This is a genomic window from Frischella japonica, assembly GCF_014489845.1.
GTDB classification, from domain to species: Bacteria; Pseudomonadota; Gammaproteobacteria; order Enterobacterales; family Orbaceae; genus Frischella; species Frischella japonica.
In genome coordinates this window covers 427,371-442,094 of the sequence record NZ_JABURY010000006.1, presented here as the reverse complement: position 1 = coordinate 442,094, position 14,724 = coordinate 427,371, and the positions used below count along the sequence as shown (strand labels likewise).

The following is a 14,724-nucleotide window of genomic DNA, read 5'->3' as shown; positions in this document are numbered from 1 at the left end:
AACGGCAACCAATAGCGTTGATGTTGAAGACGGCAGGAAATGAAGCTGCTCGAATCTGTCGGTGTTTATCATTATCACCCCATTATCTTTTATTATCGAATTAAGCATCGTACATTTAAATTAATTAATACTCGGCTTGAAATAGCCATGAAATCAATTCATAACGAAATGGTGGCATATATGGAAAAAGAAGAATGCTCGTTGAACTGATTAAAAAAGGGGTTAAGCTTGGTTTAGATAAGGTCAGACGCTTAATGAAAAAATTAGGTCTCGTTGCAAAAAGACCGAGACAACAAGTCTATCCTCGTGGAGGTAAATCGTCGATATTAGCATCCAATCATTTAAATCGACAATTTAATCCAGCGACGATTAACCGTTATTGGTCAGGTGATATTACCTATATTCGCACCAGACAAGGCCGGCTCTATCTGGCTGTTATCATGGATTTATGCTCTCGGCGTATAATTGTATGGGCCTTTTCTGACAAGCCGAATATTAACTTTACGGTTAAAGCATTAAATATGGCAATACAGCGGCGAAAAGGAGAAAGCCCAACTTTATTTCATTGTGATCAGGGTATTCAATATCGCAGTGAACAGTTCCAACAGATATTAGCATTTTATCAAATTACCTTAGCATGAGCCGAGCAGGAAATTGCTTAGACAATGCGGTGACTGAACGATTTTTGAGATCATTGAAATCAGAAAGGATCAACTATCGAGATTATGTAAGTAGAGAGCAAGCCATAGCGGATATTATTGATTACATCGAACCTATTTATAATCAAAAAAGAAGACATTATAAACTGGGATTTATTTCACCTGCAGAATTTGAATATAATTTATTAAAAACTGTCTAAGAATGTCTCCAATTTTTGTTGACCGTCACAGTTTCACTCGCCATATATTTTGTATGCTGAGGCAGATAATCATCTCCTTTAGATCTAATGTGCTTGCTTCTAAACCTGTGAAAACATGAATCAAACAGATAAACTGCCTGAATTAAATTGTCTAACCAAAATAGCTAATGCCCTGTAATTAAGCCATCAAATATGGTGCTATTTGTTTCTAAAACTTAATAATCTTTTGGTTTGCTCAAGTCATTCTATTCTAGCTGAGTATACTCTATTGTTTGATTTTTTGCTTTGGCATTTAAATTTTTGGCTGGTAATAAAACAAAATATATTTTAAAGTTAGGAAATATAAGATATCTTTGGTATAAGAATCACTTAAATTATAAAAAAATCAAACTATATAGATGTTCAATCATGATTTCTTTATTATGATAAAATGTATACAATATAGCCTCATTTATTGGTTAAACGTAACTAAAGCTATTTAATAAGGTACAATCATACGTTTTCTTCTTAATCTCAATTATAAATTGCATTACACTAACTTTTCTAAAAAATTATACATTGAATTATTAATTATGATTTGTATATGCTCAGAGCAACACTAATAGCATATATTAGGTATATAACGATGAGCTAAATTTGAAAATAAAATGCAATTAAAAATTGTTTATTAATCATTTTATAAGGTAAACTAAGTCATCCAGATTTTATGAGAATTTATTTTTCATATCGCATAATAAAAATATGAGAATTATAATTTATGCTTGAATTAATACAAGTTGTCGGTTTTGGTCTGTTAATGTTTATTCCATTGACAAATCCACTCACAACAGTTGCACTATTGCTCGGTTTATCTGGTGATATGACCAATGATGAGCGTAATCACCAATCAAACATGACTTGTATTTATGTTTTTATCATTATGGTGGTATCATTTTATTGTGGTCAAATCGTAATGAATACTTTTGGTATTTCAATACCTGGTTTGCGTATAGCTGGAGGACTAATTGTTGCATTTATCGGTTTTCGAATGCTATTTCCGCAACAACCTGTCCATAAAACACCAGAAGCTGATGCAAAAAAGAAAGAACCCTCTAATAATATTGCTTTTGTACCTTTAGCAATGCCAAGCACTGCGGGTCCTGGAACCATCGCAATGATCATTAGCATGGCATCTACGGTGCAAAATGATGGCTATGATGTTTCAACATGGGTTATTTATACTGCTTCCATTTTAGTCCCCCTTTTACTGTGTATTATTCTTTGGTTCTGTATGCGCAGCGCGGGGAGTATTATGCGCCTAATTGGTAAAAGTGGAATTGAAGCAACTTCAAGAATCATGGGATTCTTGTTAGTTTGCATGGGTACACAATTTATTATAAATGGTATCTTAGAGTTAATACATTCTTATACTCAAAGTTGACCTAAGTGATCAATCAGGATTATTCCTGATTGATGATTACAATGTCGGGATATGCTTGATTATTTCGACTTTTAATAAATAATCATATAGCGGTGTTAATTGCTTAAAACCTTTGCTAAGTGTGTCAACCAACTTTTCACTGAACATATCTTCAATGTGATCACTACTTGCTAATGCAGCTAAATCTTTACGGTTGTACCAATTAGCAATCTTGGGCGGTAAATCTTTGACTAAAGGTCGTTTATAACTTTCGCCCACCAACTTAAATGGTTTTTTGACACATTTTGCCATTTGCAAGAATTTCTCATGATCTTGATTAATTTCCTCACGGAGGATATCCATAGTTTGTTTAGGCACACAATAGTAACCTAAACCATATCGATAACCATATGGATCCATTTCAAAGAAAAAACATGGTGATTCTTTCCAATCTTTACTTGGTCGTTTGAATGTCAACCAAAGGCGATCACGATACAAAGATTTATCTTTAGAAAATCTCGTATCGCGATTGATACGAGATAACGTTTTACCGATTGCTGGCTTAGTTTCAAACCATTGATCGATTTTTAACATTTCAGGCGCTAATTGTTCAACTAATAAACGGAATGGTTTAACTAACTCATTATCATAAATAGCACGATTCTTGGTAAACCATTCACGGCTGTTATAAATACAGACATTTTGTAAAAAATCTAAACCAGCTTGTGAAAACCCTTTAAATTGACTCATTTATTTCCCTCTAATTCAATAAAAATGGTTCTTACAGCATCAAGGTCTTGCTGAGTATCGACGCCAATTGCTGGTGTTTCTTTAGCTATGGCCACGTGAATTTTTTCACCATACCAAAGAACTCTTAACTGTTCTAACATTTCAATCTGTTCAAGCTTAGTTGATTGCCAATTAACATAGCGACGAATGAATCCAGCGCGGTAAGCATAAATACCAATATGACGTAAATAAAAATTACCAATCGATTCTTGAGATTGAGCGAATCGATCGCGTTCCCATGGAATAGTGGCGCGCGAAAAATAAAGGGCATAGCCATCTTTATCAGTAACAACTTTAACTGCACCAGGATTAAATGCTTCTTCCACTGATTGAATTGGCACTGCCAATGTCGCCATGCCTGTCTGATATTTCATTAAATTATCTGCTACTTGATCAATAATAATCGGTGGAATAAGTGGTTCGTCACCCTGCACATTGACAATGATTTCATCATCAGCAAATTGACAATGATTGATTACTTCAGCCAAGCGTTCGGTTCCTGAATTATGCTTATCACTGGTCAAGATTACTTCTCCACCATAAGCGGTTACCACATCAAACACCAATTGATTATCAGTAGCAACAATCACGCGATGAGCGCCAGATTTTAATGCTTGTTCCATAACACGAATAATCATCGGTTTTCCAGCGATATCGGCTAATGGTTTTGCAGGTAAACGTGTCGAAGCATAACGAGCAGGGATGACCACAGTATAATTCATCGTGTTACCTCATTGCTTTCCATGATAGAACTTTTAATTATACTCGCTTTATCTTCAAGTAAAACCGGAATACCATCCGAAATCAAATAAACTAACTGATCATGTGAACAAATTAAAATCTGTTCTTTTTCATTATAATCTAATGAAGTATAACATTTCGGACACGCTAAAACGCTTAATAACTTTTCTTTCATAATCCATACCCGATAAATGATAGATTAAATATTTTTTAACTGGTTGATTTTGTGAGTCAAATTTTCAATAAATGGTGTAGGTAGTATTGCATCAATCGGTAAATACCACCAATTATTTTGCGCAAATGAAACGCATTTAACAGCATCTTTTTCAGTCATTAACAAAATGCCTGATGAATCGACTAAATTTGATAACTGCTGCAAAGAATACTTCTGATGATCGGTAAACGAAACATTATTTATTACATCAACATTAAGCACCTTAAGCATGTTGAAAAAACGATTCGGATCACCTATGCCGGCTATTGCACAAACAGACTGTAATTCTGTCACCGGCTTTTGTTCACCTGTTAGCATGTTTATTGCTTTATGCGGCGACAAAGTCATTAGGTAAGCATGTTGATATACATGATGACTTTGACCATTTACCACCACAAAATCGACACACTTCAAGCGGCTTGGTAATTCTCGCATTGGACCTGCTGGTAAATACCAACCATTACCAAAACCATTCTTACCATCTACAACGACAATCTCAATGTCACGTTGTAAAGCATAGTGTTGTAGACCATCATCAGTAATGATCAAATCTAATTTATGCTGTGTTAACAATAACTTTATTGCTTCACTTCGCTTTGGTGATACAGCAAAGGGAACTTTAGTACGTTGATAAACTAAAACCGGCTCATCACCTGCAATATGTGCAGATGTGGTTTCATTTACTATCAAAGGATAATGTTCACTAGAACCACCATATCCTCTTGACACTACACCAACCTTATAGCCTCTGATACGTAGTTGTTCAACAAGATAAATCACTAGGGGTGTTTTACCATTTCCACCAACCGATAAATTCCCTACAACAATGACAGGGATTGGTGCTCGCCAAGATTTAAAGATGCCAATGCGATAACATGTTTTACGTATCACAACTACCAAACCATATAACAGTGAAAAAGGGATAAGTAGCCAATACAATTTGTTTTTACCTGACCAAATTCTGGCTATCATATACCCTATTCCTTATTAATCTTATTGGTCACTAAATTGAATTTGATGTAATTGAGCATAAGCGCCGTTTTTTACTATCAATTCTTGATGATTACCTCGTTCAACAATCTGACCATTACTCAAAACTAAAATTTCATCTGAATTTTCAATTGTTGATAGACGGTGAGCAATAACTAATGAAGTACGATTCTTTTGTAATTCATTTAATGCAGATTGAATAGCTCTTTCTGACTCAGAATCCAATGCAGAAGTTGCTTCATCCAAAATGAGAATTGGATTATCACGTAATAATGCACGAGCAATCGCAACTCGTTGACGCTGCCCACCAGACAGTAATACACCATTTTCACCAATAATTGTATCCATACCTTGTTCTAAATTTTTAACAAAATCCATTGCATAGGCATGTTCAGCTGCACTATAAATTTGTGCATCAGTATACTGACCTTGTCGAGCATAAGTAATGTTATTTTTCACACTATCATGAAAAAGGTGCACATTTTGCGATACTAATCCAATTTGATTTCGTAATGATTCAAGCGTGTAATCTTTAATATTACGACCATCGATAAAAATTTCCCCTTCATCGATATCATAAAATCGGGTTAATAAACTTGCTATCGTTGTCTTCCCGGAACCTGACCGCCCAACTAATGCAACAGATTTACCGGCTTCAACTTTAAAGCTAATATTTTTAAGGGCTGGTTTGTCACGTGTTGGATAGGTAAAAGTCACGTTTCTAAACTCAATCTCACCAATCGCTTTAGCTAAAACTATTTTTCCATCATCGTTTTCAACAGGTTGTGCTAAAACATTAAAAATTGTTTGACATGCAGCCATTCCACGTTGAAATTTTGCATTAACTTTAGTTAATTCTCTTAATGGTTTCATTAATGCAATCATTGCAGTAAATACAACCGTAAATTCCCCTGCTGTTAAACCTAAAACATCTTTATAACTTGCCAAAATTAAAATTGTTGCTAACGCAAAAGAAGCGATAATTTGAATGATCGGTGTTGATAGTTCAGAAATGGATACCATTTTCATACCCAACTGACGTATACGATTACTAGCCTTTTTGAAATTATTAATCTCGGTTTCTTGCGCATTGAAAATTAATACCTCTTTATGACCTTTTAACATCTGTTCGGCTGAAGCGGTCACCATTCCCATACTATTTTGAATAACTTTACTTAGTTTTCTAAATCGTTTAGAAATTACAACAATCAAAACGCCGACAATCGGTCCAATTACTAACAGAATCAATGATAATTGCCAGCTGTTATAAAACATGACACAAACTAATCCAGTTAAATAAATTGATTCTCGTACAACACTAATTAAGCAATCAGCAGAGGAAGATGCCACCTGTTCTGAATCGTAAATAATTCGTGATAATAATCGCCCAGTTGAGTTCTGATCAAAAAAGCTTACCGGTGAATAAGCAAAATGCGCAAATAACTTCTGACGCATCTCCATAACAATTTTACCGGAAATCCAAGCGAGAATATAACCAGAAATATAGCTGGAAAGTCCTCTAATAAAAAATAATCCTAATACAATAAATGCTAAATTGAATAGAAATTCATGGTCATTTTTAACAAACCCTTTATCCAATAAAGGTTGAATTAAAGAAATGATATAAGTGTCAGAAGAACCATTGATCACCAAGCTAATTATGATAATCAGCAAATAGCCCCAATATTTAGAAACATTTGGCCATAATTGCTTAAAGGTTTTCCAGGTAGACAAATCTTTATCTATTGTATTTTTATTCACTAAAAAAATCCATAATACGTTTAGAATTGGTCTATTTTACCTTTATTTAGCAAAAGCACCAAACCAATCATGATACCAACGTGGTTTTATTTGATTACGATAGGATTGAATCAGCCAATTGTCTTGATAAAACAGCAGTGATATTTGCCCCGTTTTACTAGTTAAAAGAAACTTTAATTTAAGATCTTCGTAACGATGTAAAGCCTTATTAGACGGTAATTTCCAAGGATTATATCGTGAAACAGATCCTATCGAAAGTTTTGGATTAACATGTGATAAGAAAGCAAATGAGGAAGAAGTATTGCTCCCATGATGAGGGATTTGTAAAATTGTTGAAAATAATAATTTACGATATTTTAATACTAACTGTTCTTCCTGTTGTCGTTCTAAATCGCCGGTTAATAATAATGAAAAATTATTACTTGTTATTCTGACCACACAAGATTCGGCATTAAAAGCTTGATCATGCATTTTTAATGGCCATAAAAATGTCATTTTTAGATTCTTCCAAGACATTTCTTTGCCGGCTATACATGGATAAGTATTAGTTAAGTGCTTTTTTGATGTGATTAGCCATGCTTCGGGATAATGTTGTTGAATTACATTAAGTCCACCAATATGATCATTATGCTCATGACTGATGATAATTCCCTCAAGTTTAAGTCCATGCCATTTTAGAAAGGGAATAATAATTCTTTCTGCAGCAGAACTATTTTGCCATTTTGCACCTGTATCGTAAAGAATAGCCGATTTATTTTGCCTAATTACAACAGCCAATCCATGACCTACATCTAGCATATCTACGCGCCATAGAACTCGGTTAGATTTTAATAAGGGAGTAAGCAAAATTATCAAAATTAAAAGACAGGATATAAAATAATTACGCCAAAAACTGATCCGCAAAATAATCAGCATTAACCATCCGCTTAAACTCAACAGAAAATAGGCTTGTTCTACATTAATCCAAAATGTAGCAATAGGTTTGAGAAAAGCAAATAAATAATAAAGTGTTTGATCCGCAATAAAACCAAACCAAACTGTAATATAAACATTACCAATTATACTGAAAACTAATAACATCAAAATTGCAGGAAAGATGATTATTGTGATAAGTGGTATTGCTAGCAAGTTTGCCACCAAACTTACACCGCTTATTCCATTAAAAATAATTAGTTGTAGTGGTAAAAATAGTAAAGTTAATAACCATTGTAAACGCAACAATTGTCTAAAATATTGCCATTTATTATCAACAACATGATAGGGAAACCAATTTGCTATATATATCAAACAAAAGACTGCATAACATGATAACCAAAAGCTTTCAGCAAGAATCATTAATGGATCATATATTAGTAAGATGGCAATAATGCGATTAATCAATTGCCAAGACGTTAAATAGTAATTAAAGTAACGAAAAGCTGACCATAAAGTCAGTGCCAAAATCGCCCGTAAAGCTGGTACATTCAAACCGGTTAGCCAGGCATAAAATAATGCCATTACCCAACCGATTAATAATGGGTGCCAATATTTAATCATTTGATTAGGAAGTAAAAATTGTAATCCACGGGTGAGGCGATTCCCCATTAAAGCTACTAATAAAATATGCATACCGGATATTGCCATTAGATGGGCTATTCCTGTTTCAAACATTATTTTTTTGTGCTCTGGAGTTAATCTTGACCTATCACCAAAAGCCAAGGCTAACATAATATCGCTGTATTCAAATAAATTTACATAAGGTAATAAGGCGTTCACTGCCATTTGTCTTAAACCAATTTGTTCTTCAACAATTTTTGCCTGTTCTACTGTACCGGTTAATAATAGGTGATTTGCCATTGCATATCGCTGACTGTCGAATCCTCCTTCGTTAAGATAGCTATGAACAACTTTTGTTTTAATTTTCATATCCCATATTTGACCAGCATAAGGTGAAGTTGTAGATTGCCAAAATAAAACGATCGGCAGAGGAGAATTGACTGACTGGTGATTTATATGAGTAATTGAAAAATGGACATTTTTCTGTGCAACTTCATGATTATCACTCATATTCAAACTAATCGCTTTAGCACGAATTACTAGCGTTTCATCAATATATTGCTGAACATAAATCAGATATTCCTTGGCATAATTGGTTGACCATAAGAATCCTAGTAAGATAAATATGATGGGTAGAAGTTTAAATACTTGATAAAAAAAATAAATGCCGCAAAGAAGAATCGCCAGAATTAGCCAACAATACCAATTGTATTCAGATGGTAAAGAAGATATAAACAGAAGCGGTAAACAACCTAAAGAATAAGATAAACAAATTAGGTCATATGGAATTTTATTAATCAAATGATCCCTTATATCGCGTAGTATAACGAATATAAAGAATTACATAATTATTCTAGAAGAATGGTTAAATAACATAAAAATGCAATTTAAATCGCAATAATTTGTGTTTTTATTTAACTTTTCCAATTAAATTTTATTCTAAAAATTGACGAATAAAAAAAACACCAAAATTGATTAATAAAAATTATAGTAAATATTACAATTAATTATCATTTAATCAATTTTGCACAACAACTGATCATTAAAGGTAGAAGCGTTTATTCTTTTGGAACAAACGCTATTGATTATTCTTTAAATAGTTAAAAGAGTAGAAAAACTAAATTATATACCATTATTAACTCTTTCTCTTAATTCTTTGCCAGGTTTGAAGTGTGGAATATACTTCTGTCTAACTTCAACTTGTCCACCTGTTCTTGGATTTCTTGCTTTTCGAGGTGCCCGATAATTTAATGCGAAACTACCAAATCCACGGATTTCAACACGATCGTTCGATTCCATAGCTGTAGTAATTTGCTCAATAATATCTCTAATGGCTTCATCAACTAATTGCACTGGGAGATGCGTTCGCCAATTGGCGATTTTTTCAGTTAGATCTGATCTGTTCATGAGTAGTACCCTTTTTATTTTTGTTGTAACTTTAGCTAATTATTTTTTTGTTATAAATTTTATTCGTAATGTTTATTAAAATTAAAAGAGGGCATGCCCTCTTTAATTTGAACCCTAAATAATTTGAAAAATTACTCTGATTTTGAAGCTGCTTTGAATGCTTCAGCCATGGCATTAGTAAATGATGCATCATCTTGTGCAGGGGCATTATTTACAGCGGCCAATGCTTCTTTCTCATCAGCTTCATCTTTAGCACGGACTGATAAAGTTATTACACGCGTTTTGCGATCTAAATTAATAATTTTAGCTTCAACCTCATCGCCTACTTTTATTGCAGTGGTTGCATCTTCAATGCGTTCACGAGCAATGTCTTGTGCTTTTAAATAACCTTCAACACCTTCAGCAATTTCAACTGTTGCACCTTTGGCATCAACTGATGTCACTTTACCTTTAACAATCATGCCCTTTTTGAAATTAGTTGCAAAACTGTTAAATGGATCTTCTTCTAGTTGTTTGATACCTAACGAAATACGTTCACGTTCAGCATCAACTTGAAGAACAACAGCTTCAATATCATCACCTTTCTTATAAGCTTTAACTGCTTCTTCACCTGGAACATTCCAAGAAATATCTGAAAGATGAACTAAACCATCAATACCGCCATCTAAACCAATGAAGATACCAAAATCAGTGATTGATTTGATCTTACCACTAACTCTGTCACCTTTATTATGTGAATCAGCAAATTGTAACCATGGGTTTGGTTTGCATTGTTTTAAGCCTAAAGAGATGCGACGACGTTCCTCATCAATCTCGAGAACCACAACTTCAACCACGTCACCAAGACTTACGACTTTAGATGGATGAATATTTTTATTAGTCCAATCCATTTCAGAAACGTGTACTAAACCTTCAACACCCGTTTCAATTTCAACAAAACAACCGTAATCAGTTAAGTTAGTTACTTTACCAGTTACTTTAGTTCCTTCTGGGTAACGTTTAGCAATTGATACCCATGGATCTTCGCCAAGTTGTTTTAAGCCAAGAGAAACGCGAGAACGGTCACGGTCAAATTTCAATACTTTAACTAAAATTTCTTGTCCAACTTCAACCACTTCACTTGGGTGTTTAACACGTTTCCAAGCCATATCAGTAATATGAAGTAAACCATCAACTCCACCGAGGTCAACGAAGGCACCATAATCAGTAAGATTTTTAATAACACCTTTAACTTCTGAACCTTCTTGTAAGGTTTCAAGAAGTTGTTCACGTTCTGCACTGCTTTCAGATTCGATTACGGCACGACGAGAAACAACTACGTTATTACGTTTTTGATCTAATTTAATAACTTTAAGTTCAATCTCTTTACCTTCAATATGAGAAGTATCACGTAATGGACGAACATCAACTAATGAACCTGGTAAGAAAGCACGAACACCGTTAAGTTCAACTGTAAAGCCACCTTTAACTTTACCATTAATAACACCTAATACTGTCGCTGCATCTTCTACAGCTTTTTCTAATGTTACCCAAGCTTCATGGCGTTTAGCTTTTTCACGAGATAAAATGGTTTCACCAAAGCCATCTTCAATGGAGTCCAAAACAACATCAACTTCATCACCAACTTTAACTTCTAATTCGCCTTGGGCATTTTTAAACTCTTCTACTGGAATAGCTGATTCAGATTTTAAACCAGCATCAACTAATACTACATCTTTATCGATAGCGACAACAACGCCACGAATCATGTTACCAGAACGAGTATCAAGTTGATTTAAAGACTCTTCGAAGAGTTGAGCAAAAGATTCTGTCATATTTATATACTTTTTTAATTTAAAATAACGTCCATCTAGCTTCTTGCCTGATGGGGGTTGTTTAAAATACTCCACCACTTCCTATGGTAAAGCTTACACATTAATATTAATTTTGCTATTGATTATATTTAAGGCTTGCTTGAATACTTCATCAATTGACAAATCAGTTGAATCAATTAAAAATGCATCTGTGGCAGATCTAAGTGGCGCAATGGCTCGGTTACGATCGCGTTCATCCCGTGTTATAATTTCATGCAAAATCTCGTCATATATAGCACAAATCTTCTTTTTTTGCAACTGTTTCATGCGTCTTTCGGCTCTAGCTTGGGGACTTGCATCGAGAAATATCTTCACCGTAGCCTGTGGAAATACCACGGTACCCATATCTCGACCGTCCGCAACTAATCCTGGAGAAGTCCTGAAAGCTCGTTGTCGTTGCAATAATGCCTCTCTTACTTTCGGTAGCGAAGCAATTTTAGATGCGGCATCACCAATCTCCTGCAGACGTAATTGAGCTGATACATTTTCATCATCTAGCATCACTTGCACACCTGTTTCGTCTGAAATGAATCTAAGTAATAATTTTTTTGCAAGTATTGCCAATTCTAACTCATTTTCCAATGCCACATGCTGCTTAATTGCTGATAACGCCAAAACTCGATATATTGCTCCTGAATCAAGTAAATGCCATTTCAGATGCTTAGCTAATAAAACACATAAAGTGCCTTTACCGACGCCGCTAGGGCCATCAACGGCAATGACGGGGATATGCTCTGAATTCATATTAATTACCTTGAGTGTTATAATGTGTAATTTCACTAATTATAGGCAAAAATTCGCTTTCGCTAAAGTCATTAATAAAGCGATCTATACTATGTCGATATTCATAATATGGTAATAAACAATAAAAAATAAAATATAACTTTATCAATATCAGCTAAGTACGCCTTAATTTAATTAACTTATTTATTCAATAATTTGTAGTAAAAACTGTGAAAAAACCGAATATAAAAAAATTTTTTTTAAAATATTACGTTATTTTACTGTTTCCCTCTTTTCAGAACAAAAAAAAGTGCTAATATACGCGCCCCTATAGAGGATTTTGTTTGTGATACTGGAATCATTTGAAATTGGTAATTTAACGATCAAAAATCGGTTGATTGCTGCTCCCATGGCTGGCATTTCTGATTTACCTTTTCGTTCACTATGTTATCAATTTGGTGCGGGATTAGCTTTCGCAGAAATGTTTTTAGCCAATTCGCGAATTTGGCATACCCAACAGTCAAGACAAAAACTTGCTAATGAACGAGAGCTTGGCATTAAAGCGGTACAAATTATCGGCGCCGATCCTGATGAAATGGTAAAAACAGCTATTTTAAATATGAATTCAGGTGCAGAGCTAATTGATATCAATATGGGTTGTCCCGCCAAGAAAGTGAATAAAAATCTTTCTGGCTCTGCCCTGTTACAGTATCCAAAATTAGTGGAACAAATTTTGCTTAACGTGGTACAAGCAGTGAATGTCCCAGTTACGTTAAAAATCCGCACGGGGTGGGACAAAGCGCATAAAAATTGTTTAGATATCGCACAAATTGCTCAAAAATGCGGTATAAAGGCGATTACTATTCACGGTAGGACACGTGAATGCTTATTTAAAGGTTCTGCGGAATACGATTCGATTAAGCAAGTAAAACAATATATTTCTATTCCCGTGATAGCTAATGGAGATATAATAACCCCCGAAAAGGCGGAAGAAGTTTTCCAATATACCAAAGCTGATGCTATAATGATCGGTAGAGGAGCATTAGGTAGGCCTTGGATCTTTGAAGACATAGCGTTCTATTTACAATATGGAAAATCAAAATCAGAAAAGAGTATAAATGAAGTAAAAAACATTGTATTACAACATTTAAAAGCTCTGTATCAATTTTATGGTGAAAAGAAAGGATTGCAGATTGCAAGAAAGCATGTATTTTGGTATACCCAAAATTGTGTTGGGAGCGATCGTTTTAGGCGCTTATTTAGTTGCATTGATAATGCCAATCAGCAAATTAATGCACTAGAAGCATTTTTTCAAAAAACTAATTTTAATTAAAGAGTTAAAAATACTATGTCAGAAATTCGTGTTACAGCTGAAGCGTTAAAATTCACAACTGTTAACTCTCAAGAGCAAATTACCCAAAAACCATTACGAGATTCAGTCAAACAAGCATTACGGAACTACTTATCACAATTAAATGGTCAAGACCCTACCGATCTTTATGAACTTGTATTGGCTGAGGTAGAACAACCATTTCTTGACATGGTGATGCAGTATACTCGTGGTAATCAAACTCGAGCTGCAAATATGCTTGGCATTAACCGTGGTACCTTACGTAAAAAATTGAAACAATATGGCATGAGTTAATTATTACTTGTCTCTTATGAGAGATATGATTTTAATTCAAGTAAAGGCGCAAATTAAGCGCCTTTCTAATTATTAAAAATTAAATTAATATTATCACAATATCTAACTTGTCTTTGATGTGACCAAACGCTTTAATAGCAAGTTCAACAATATGCCATAAAGCGGTAAGAAGAATAATCCACAAATCAGAATTTTAAAACTATAGTCAATTGCAGCAATCTCGATCCAATGATTGGCCATAAATTCGTCGCTACTTTGATAAAAGGCAATGGCAAAAAAGACAATAGTATCTATACCATTACCTAACACCGCTGACGCCGAAGGCGCAACCCACCATGCTTTATTCTTACGTAAATAATTAAACACGGTGATATCCATCAATTGCCCGACTAAATAAGCGGCAAAACTGGCTAAAGCAATACGGAAAACAAAACTGTTAAAATCAGATAAAGCTGAAAATCCCATCCAATGCCCTTCAAAAAACACAACCGAAATGGAATAAGAGAACAGTAATGCCGGTATCATAACAACAAAGATAATTTTTCTGGCAAGACTAGCACCAAATACCCGAATGGTTAAATCGGTGGTTAAAAAGATAAATGGAAAAGTAAATGCTCCCCATGTGGTATGAAAACCGAAGATATCAAATGGGATTTGTACCAGATAATTGCTCGAAGCAATAACTAAAATATGAAAAAAAGAGAGCCAGAAAAGCGCCTTGCGCTGCTGAGCTGAATTAAATTTGTTCTGAAGTGTTTCAGAATGAATATTCAAATACATATTCGTTTCCTTTTTTAAATGGGGTGA

16 protein-coding genes are annotated in these 14,724 nt (G+C 34.3%); 6 read left to right on the top strand and 10 right to left on the bottom strand.

Annotated elements, in window-relative coordinates:
- Positions 1 to 39: 39 nt before the first annotated feature.
- From FcAc13_RS03395 to FcAc13_RS03380, 4 genes are all read left to right on the top strand, one after another.
- Positions 40 to 210, top strand: coding sequence for a hypothetical protein (locus tag FcAc13_RS03395; protein ID WP_187754776.1), 171 nt, complete (start codon positions 40 to 42; stop codon positions 208 to 210).
- Positions 195 to 641, top strand: a complete 447-nt coding sequence (locus FcAc13_RS03390) for a DDE-type integrase/transposase/recombinase (protein WP_187754849.1) — start codon at positions 195 to 197, stop codon at positions 639 to 641. Before FcAc13_RS03395 ends, FcAc13_RS03390 begins: the two co-directional genes overlap by 16 nt.
- Complete coding sequence (locus FcAc13_RS12490) at positions 638 to 859, top strand: IS3 family transposase (RefSeq protein WP_187754775.1); 222 nt, start codon at positions 638 to 640, stop codon at positions 857 to 859. The genes FcAc13_RS03390 and FcAc13_RS12490 overlap by 4 nt, the downstream gene beginning before the upstream one ends.
- Positions 860 to 1,616: 757 nt before the next feature.
- The gene (locus FcAc13_RS03380) at positions 1,617 to 2,279 is read left to right on the top strand and encodes a MarC family NAAT transporter (protein ID WP_187754774.1); all 663 of its coding nucleotides are present in this window, start codon (positions 1,617 to 1,619) and stop codon (positions 2,277 to 2,279) included.
- Positions 2,280 to 2,315: 36 nt separating this feature from the next.
- Here FcAc13_RS03380 and FcAc13_RS03375 read toward each other — a convergent pair whose 3' ends face one another.
- From FcAc13_RS03375 to cmk, 9 genes are all read right to left on the bottom strand, one after another.
- Entirely contained in the window at positions 2,316 to 3,008 is a 693-nt protein-coding gene (locus FcAc13_RS03375; RefSeq protein ID WP_187754773.1) for a DUF2461 domain-containing protein, read from the bottom strand.
- Positions 3,005 to 3,769, bottom strand: coding sequence for a 3-deoxy-manno-octulosonate cytidylyltransferase (kdsB, locus tag FcAc13_RS03370; protein WP_187754772.1), 765 nt, complete (start codon positions 3,767 to 3,769; stop codon positions 3,005 to 3,007). The genes FcAc13_RS03375 and kdsB overlap by 4 nt, the downstream gene beginning before the upstream one ends.
- Positions 3,766 to 3,963: a Trm112 family protein gene (locus tag FcAc13_RS03365; protein ID WP_187754771.1), complete on the bottom strand. Its 198-nt coding sequence runs from the start codon at positions 3,961 to 3,963 to the stop codon at positions 3,766 to 3,768. The genes kdsB and FcAc13_RS03365 overlap by 4 nt, the downstream gene beginning before the upstream one ends.
- A gap of 24 nt (positions 3,964 to 3,987) precedes the next feature.
- Positions 3,988 to 4,974, bottom strand: coding sequence for a tetraacyldisaccharide 4'-kinase (gene lpxK, locus FcAc13_RS03360; protein WP_187754770.1), 987 nt, complete (start codon positions 4,972 to 4,974; stop codon positions 3,988 to 3,990).
- A gap of 21 nt (positions 4,975 to 4,995) precedes the next feature.
- Positions 4,996 to 6,738, bottom strand: a complete 1,743-nt coding sequence (gene msbA / locus FcAc13_RS03355) for a lipid A ABC transporter ATP-binding protein/permease MsbA (RefSeq protein WP_187754848.1) — start codon at positions 6,736 to 6,738, stop codon at positions 4,996 to 4,998.
- A gap of 57 nt (positions 6,739 to 6,795) precedes the next feature.
- The gene (locus tag FcAc13_RS03350; RefSeq protein ID WP_187754769.1) at positions 6,796 to 9,090 is read right to left on the bottom strand and encodes a DNA internalization-related competence protein ComEC/Rec2; all 2,295 of its coding nucleotides are present in this window, start codon (positions 9,088 to 9,090) and stop codon (positions 6,796 to 6,798) included.
- A 321-nt stretch (positions 9,091 to 9,411) separates the two neighbouring features.
- Positions 9,412 to 9,696, bottom strand: coding sequence for an integration host factor subunit beta (locus FcAc13_RS03345; RefSeq protein ID WP_187754768.1), 285 nt, complete (start codon positions 9,694 to 9,696; stop codon positions 9,412 to 9,414).
- Positions 9,697 to 9,827: 131 nt separating this feature from the next.
- Positions 9,828 to 11,510: a 30S ribosomal protein S1 gene (rpsA, locus tag FcAc13_RS03340; protein ID WP_187754767.1), complete on the bottom strand. Its 1,683-nt coding sequence runs from the start codon at positions 11,508 to 11,510 to the stop codon at positions 9,828 to 9,830.
- A gap of 93 nt (positions 11,511 to 11,603) precedes the next feature.
- Positions 11,604 to 12,293 (bottom strand): (d)CMP kinase, encoded by a 690-nt coding sequence (gene cmk / locus FcAc13_RS03335; RefSeq protein ID WP_187754766.1) that lies wholly within the window; start codon positions 12,291 to 12,293, stop codon positions 11,604 to 11,606.
- Between the two features lie 325 nt (positions 12,294 to 12,618).
- Here cmk and dusB point away from each other — a divergent pair, with 325 nt between their 5' ends.
- Together dusB and fis are read left to right on the top strand one after the other, a co-directional pair.
- On the top strand, positions 12,619 to 13,605 hold the full coding sequence (dusB, locus tag FcAc13_RS03330; protein ID WP_223064511.1) for a tRNA dihydrouridine synthase DusB: 987 nt from the start codon (positions 12,619 to 12,621) through the stop codon (positions 13,603 to 13,605).
- Positions 13,606 to 13,620: 15 nt separating this feature from the next.
- Positions 13,621 to 13,917 carry a DNA-binding transcriptional regulator Fis gene (gene fis, locus FcAc13_RS03325; protein ID WP_187754765.1) on the top strand — a complete coding sequence of 99 codons (297 nt, stop codon included), beginning with the start codon at positions 13,621 to 13,623 and terminating at the stop codon, positions 13,915 to 13,917.
- A 102-nt stretch (positions 13,918 to 14,019) separates the two neighbouring features.
- Here fis and FcAc13_RS03320 read toward each other — a convergent pair whose 3' ends face one another.
- A complete protein-coding gene (locus tag FcAc13_RS03320) occupies positions 14,020 to 14,697 on the bottom strand; it encodes a 7-cyano-7-deazaguanine/7-aminomethyl-7-deazaguanine transporter (RefSeq protein WP_187754764.1) in 678 nt (225 codons plus the stop codon).
- Positions 14,698 to 14,724 lie beyond the last annotated feature (27 nt).

Coding starts and splice junctions, on each gene's coding strand:
- kdsB (WP_187754772.1), bottom strand. CDS start 3,769: ATGAATTATACTGTGGTCATCCCTGCTCGTTATGCTTCGACACGTTTA.
- FcAc13_RS03365 (WP_187754771.1), bottom strand. CDS start 3,963: ATGAAAGAAAAGTTATTAAGCGTTTTAGCGTGTCCGAAATGTTATACT.
- FcAc13_RS03380 (WP_187754774.1), top strand. CDS start 1,617: ATGCTTGAATTAATACAAGTTGTCGGTTTTGGTCTGTTAATGTTTATT.
- cmk (WP_187754766.1), bottom strand. CDS start 12,293: ATGAATTCAGAGCATATCCCCGTCATTGCCGTTGATGGCCCTAGCGGC.
- FcAc13_RS03390 (WP_187754849.1), top strand. CDS start 195: ATGCTCGTTGAACTGATTAAAAAAGGGGTTAAGCTTGGTTTAGATAAG.
- lpxK (WP_187754770.1), bottom strand. CDS start 4,974: ATGATAGCCAGAATTTGGTCAGGTAAAAACAAATTGTATTGGCTACTT.
- fis (WP_187754765.1), top strand. CDS start 13,621: ATGTCAGAAATTCGTGTTACAGCTGAAGCGTTAAAATTCACAACTGTT.
- FcAc13_RS03375 (WP_187754773.1), bottom strand. CDS start 3,008: ATGAGTCAATTTAAAGGGTTTTCACAAGCTGGTTTAGATTTTTTACAA.
- FcAc13_RS03395 (WP_187754776.1), top strand. CDS start 40: ATGAAGCTGCTCGAATCTGTCGGTGTTTATCATTATCACCCCATTATC.
- rpsA (WP_187754767.1), bottom strand. CDS start 11,510: ATGACAGAATCTTTTGCTCAACTCTTCGAAGAGTCTTTAAATCAACTT.
- FcAc13_RS12490 (WP_187754775.1), top strand. CDS start 638: ATGAGCCGAGCAGGAAATTGCTTAGACAATGCGGTGACTGAACGATTT.
- FcAc13_RS03345 (WP_187754768.1), bottom strand. CDS start 9,696: ATGAACAGATCAGATCTAACTGAAAAAATCGCCAATTGGCGAACGCAT.
- FcAc13_RS03320 (WP_187754764.1), bottom strand. CDS start 14,697: ATGTATTTGAATATTCATTCTGAAACACTTCAGAACAAATTTAATTCA.